Annotated in this window: 2 protein-coding genes; both read right to left on the reverse strand. The window is 43.9% G+C overall.

Translation table 11 applies throughout. The features are described from left to right. Window positions 1-209: 209 nt before the first annotated feature. Window positions 210-2372, reverse strand: coding sequence for a TonB-dependent receptor plug domain-containing protein (locus AC4E96_RS13960; protein ID WP_490256260.1), 2163 nt, complete (start codon window positions 2370-2372; stop codon window positions 210-212). A 141-nt stretch (window positions 2373-2513) separates the two neighbouring features. After that, window positions 2514-2930 carry a hypothetical protein gene (locus AC4E96_RS13965; RefSeq protein ID WP_490256261.1) on the reverse strand — a complete coding sequence of 139 codons (417 nt, stop codon included), beginning with the start codon at window positions 2928-2930 and terminating at the stop codon, window positions 2514-2516. Window positions 2931-3117 lie beyond the last annotated feature (187 nt).

Below are 3117 nucleotides of genomic sequence, written 5' to 3' on the forward strand. Positions count from 1 at the left end.
AACGCATTACCAAAGACTTCACCACGACACCTTGTGTTTGTCCAAAGTGTGAAACCGTTTTTGCTCGAGAGACGTTGGTTCGAGGTACACCCGCCTACAAATTTATAGGCGGGAAGGTCTGGTTTAAATAAGCCAAATTGAATTATACCTATGGCTCACAGTTCTCCTGACTAAGTCAGTTGAAATTAAAGGTGACGACGAGCCAGTAACTAGTGTCCAAACTTAAATCGAATACCAGCATTAACCGTAAACCCATCATTTCTAGACCAAATGTCTGTTGTCCATCGGCCAGTTATTGATTGTTCAGGTAACACCAACGGGTCTTCTTTTGTTTGTCGCACGTTTAATAAGTTTTCAAAATTAATGAAGTAGCTAACTTTTCCAAGCGTAATCTGGCCTAACAAACCTAAATGCCAATATGGCTTACTTTCGGTTCGATAAGGGTTTCCTTCAAGCTTTTGCGTTCCTGTGTAATAGGCCTCAAACCCGACCAAGTGACTGCCGTGTTCTTCCCACATCGCAACAAAACCGGCTGAATGTTTTGGGGTGAGCGCTAATGGCACACGATCCAGTTGAGCCATTGAATTACTCTCAGTTTGAGTCATCACTTCTCGAGTCGCATCAGTAAACAAATAACTACCGGTTAGCTTTATGTCGTGCCAACGATATCTTAGTAACAACTCGGCGCCTCGAATTTGACTTTGTCCCGGTGCATTTACAATTTGTAGACGCGCTGGAGCCTTATTTTGTAAAGAATTGACGGTGGTTAGTTCGGTAACGTTATCAATGTTAGACGCAAACAACGTGACACTAGACTCAAAGACTCCACGGCTGTAACTGATATCAATTGAAGAGGTCGTTGCTTGCTCTTCCTCTAGATTGTTTAATCTGTCCAATCTCGATAAGCCTACTGCCTCGATATCTTCAATAAATGGTGTTGGAGCATAAAAGCCTTTGCCAAACGCACCTCGAACCGTCCAATCATTAGGTTGATATAGAACAGAGATTCTTGGGCTCAGTTGGGTTCCGTATTCACTGTGCCAATCGGCTCTGGCACTTAATGAAATGGCGATTTCGTCAGTCGCATCAAGATCTACTTGTGAAAAAATAGCCGGAACGTCATAAGAATAATCAAACTCTGAGTAAGTATCAGAGTGATATTGCTCAGATTGAAAGGCGGCACCGATAACCCACGCGCCGATGTCATTAAAACCAGTAATGCTTGATTCTAGAAGGTAGCTCTCGTGTTGATCACTTTCAAATACCGCCACGTCAGGCGCTGAGCCATATTGATGCTGATGTTCTTGTTTCATGCCCGAGCCACGCAAATTCAACTCTAAATCTGCAGTGAGCGGTTGCTCATAAACAAAGCCAAGGTCTTGTCGTTTTGATTCTTGGTTGATTTCATAAACCCCACCAGCAAATGTTGCCGATTGAGCATTATCAGACTGACGAAAATCAGCAGGGGCACCACCGCTTCGTTGTTCTTCCATTACCCCATAGGTGACATAGAGTTGCTCGTCGTGTGCGCCTTCCCAATATAATCTTGGACGAATTGTTGCTCTATCGTAGCCTGCAAAATCGAGCCAACCATCGTTGTCCAAGTCCTTTTGAGCTTGGTGGTGTAAGCCCGCGGTCACAGATCCACTGATTGCATCTGTTAATGGTGTAGCTAGGTAAGTTGTTAGGTCTTGTCCGTCTTTTGAAGTGACATTCGCCAAAACCTCACCTTCAAACTCATCGCCCGGTGTGCGTGACATCAAGTTGATAACACCGCCCAATGCCGAGCCGCCATACATTGAAGAGGCCGAGCCTTTTATAATCTCAACGTTGGCTAAGTCAGTCGGTGGAATCTGAAGAAGGCCAATCGACGCGGTTTGGCCACCGTATAAAGGCAAGCCATCACTCAGAAGTTGAGTGTACCTTCCGTATAAGCCCTGAAGGCGGATGCTGGCACTGCCCATCGCCGGTGAGGTAGTTTGAACTCGAACGCCTCCCGTTTCAGCAACCAACATTGAGATATTTCCCGGTCGCATAAGTGCTTTTTCTTGAACTTCTTCGCCATTAATTACTTCTGTTCGTGTCGCTGATTCAGTAATAATTCTGCCAAGGCGAGAGGCGGTGATCCTTATTTTTTCAATCTTAGGCTCATCATGACCATGAGCGTGTTCGTGACCGTGTTCACTTTTGTGTTGCTCGTGCTCATCATGTTTCCCACTGCGGTGTTCTTTGTGCTCTATGTGTTCTTTGTGTTCTTTGTGCTCTTTGTGTTCTTTGGGCTCAGTTTCACTTTGTGTGTTTGCCAGTCCGATTACGGGTTGAGTCAAAAGCATTACCGCTAATGCTACGGATGTTTTTTTAGTTTGAAACATTGTGTTCTCTTAGTTGTCTTGACGCCATTTCTTCCACGAGGCTAGGAAATGGAGTTTTTAATAAAAATAACTACATTTCAGAACTATCAGGCAGCGCTAGATACTGGGTAAAAAGTTCTGAATGAAGGTTTAACGTTTGGGTTAAGACAACAAAATGGGAGGGCGATAAACAGTGGAGTTTCGCCAAATCGGCTTCTGCTCTAATACTGTGAGAGTAGTGGGTGAACAGCTGGACACTCTTTCAGCTAATCTAGCTTGGGCAAACGCCGTCGTTTGCACTGAATTGGCGATACATACGCAAGTAGAATCACAACAATCTTGACAGCAGTCAGCCTCGGTTTGTGTTTCGACTTGGGAGTTACCTTGACTACTGGCTTGGATATTGGCTTGGGTACTTAAAGAGTCCGCATTCTTAAATTTTGAATCTGCGTTATCAATCACTTGCGCTTGGCTTGGAGGCTCTGAACAAAACAGCGCCGCACCTGCTGAGATTGCTTGGCCCAAGTTGGCCAATAACAATATCAAGACAAGCGAAATATGAAGCAATGATTTATTCATTTATGATAAAAGCCAAACCAGTTTGAATTAAGTTAATCTGCGTAGACTAACGATTTGTAATTATTTTGTTAACTCTAGCACTGCAAAAAGCGTTACAAACTAGGAATACACAGATTAATGACGGTTTAAACATCAACCGCAGGTAAACCTTCAATCAAAAATAATGAGCCAATGATCTTGTATTGGT

It is taken from the genome of Psychrosphaera sp., from assembly GCF_982872775.1.

What these genes read in the sequence shown, in the direction of transcription:
- AC4E96_RS13960 (WP_490256260.1), bottom strand. Translation starts at nt 2,372, where the DNA reads ATGTTTCAAACTAAAAAAACATCCGTAGCATTAGCGGTAATGCTTTTG.
- AC4E96_RS13965 (WP_490256261.1), bottom strand. Translation starts at nt 2,930, where the DNA reads ATGAATAAATCATTGCTTCATATTTCGCTTGTCTTGATATTGTTATTG.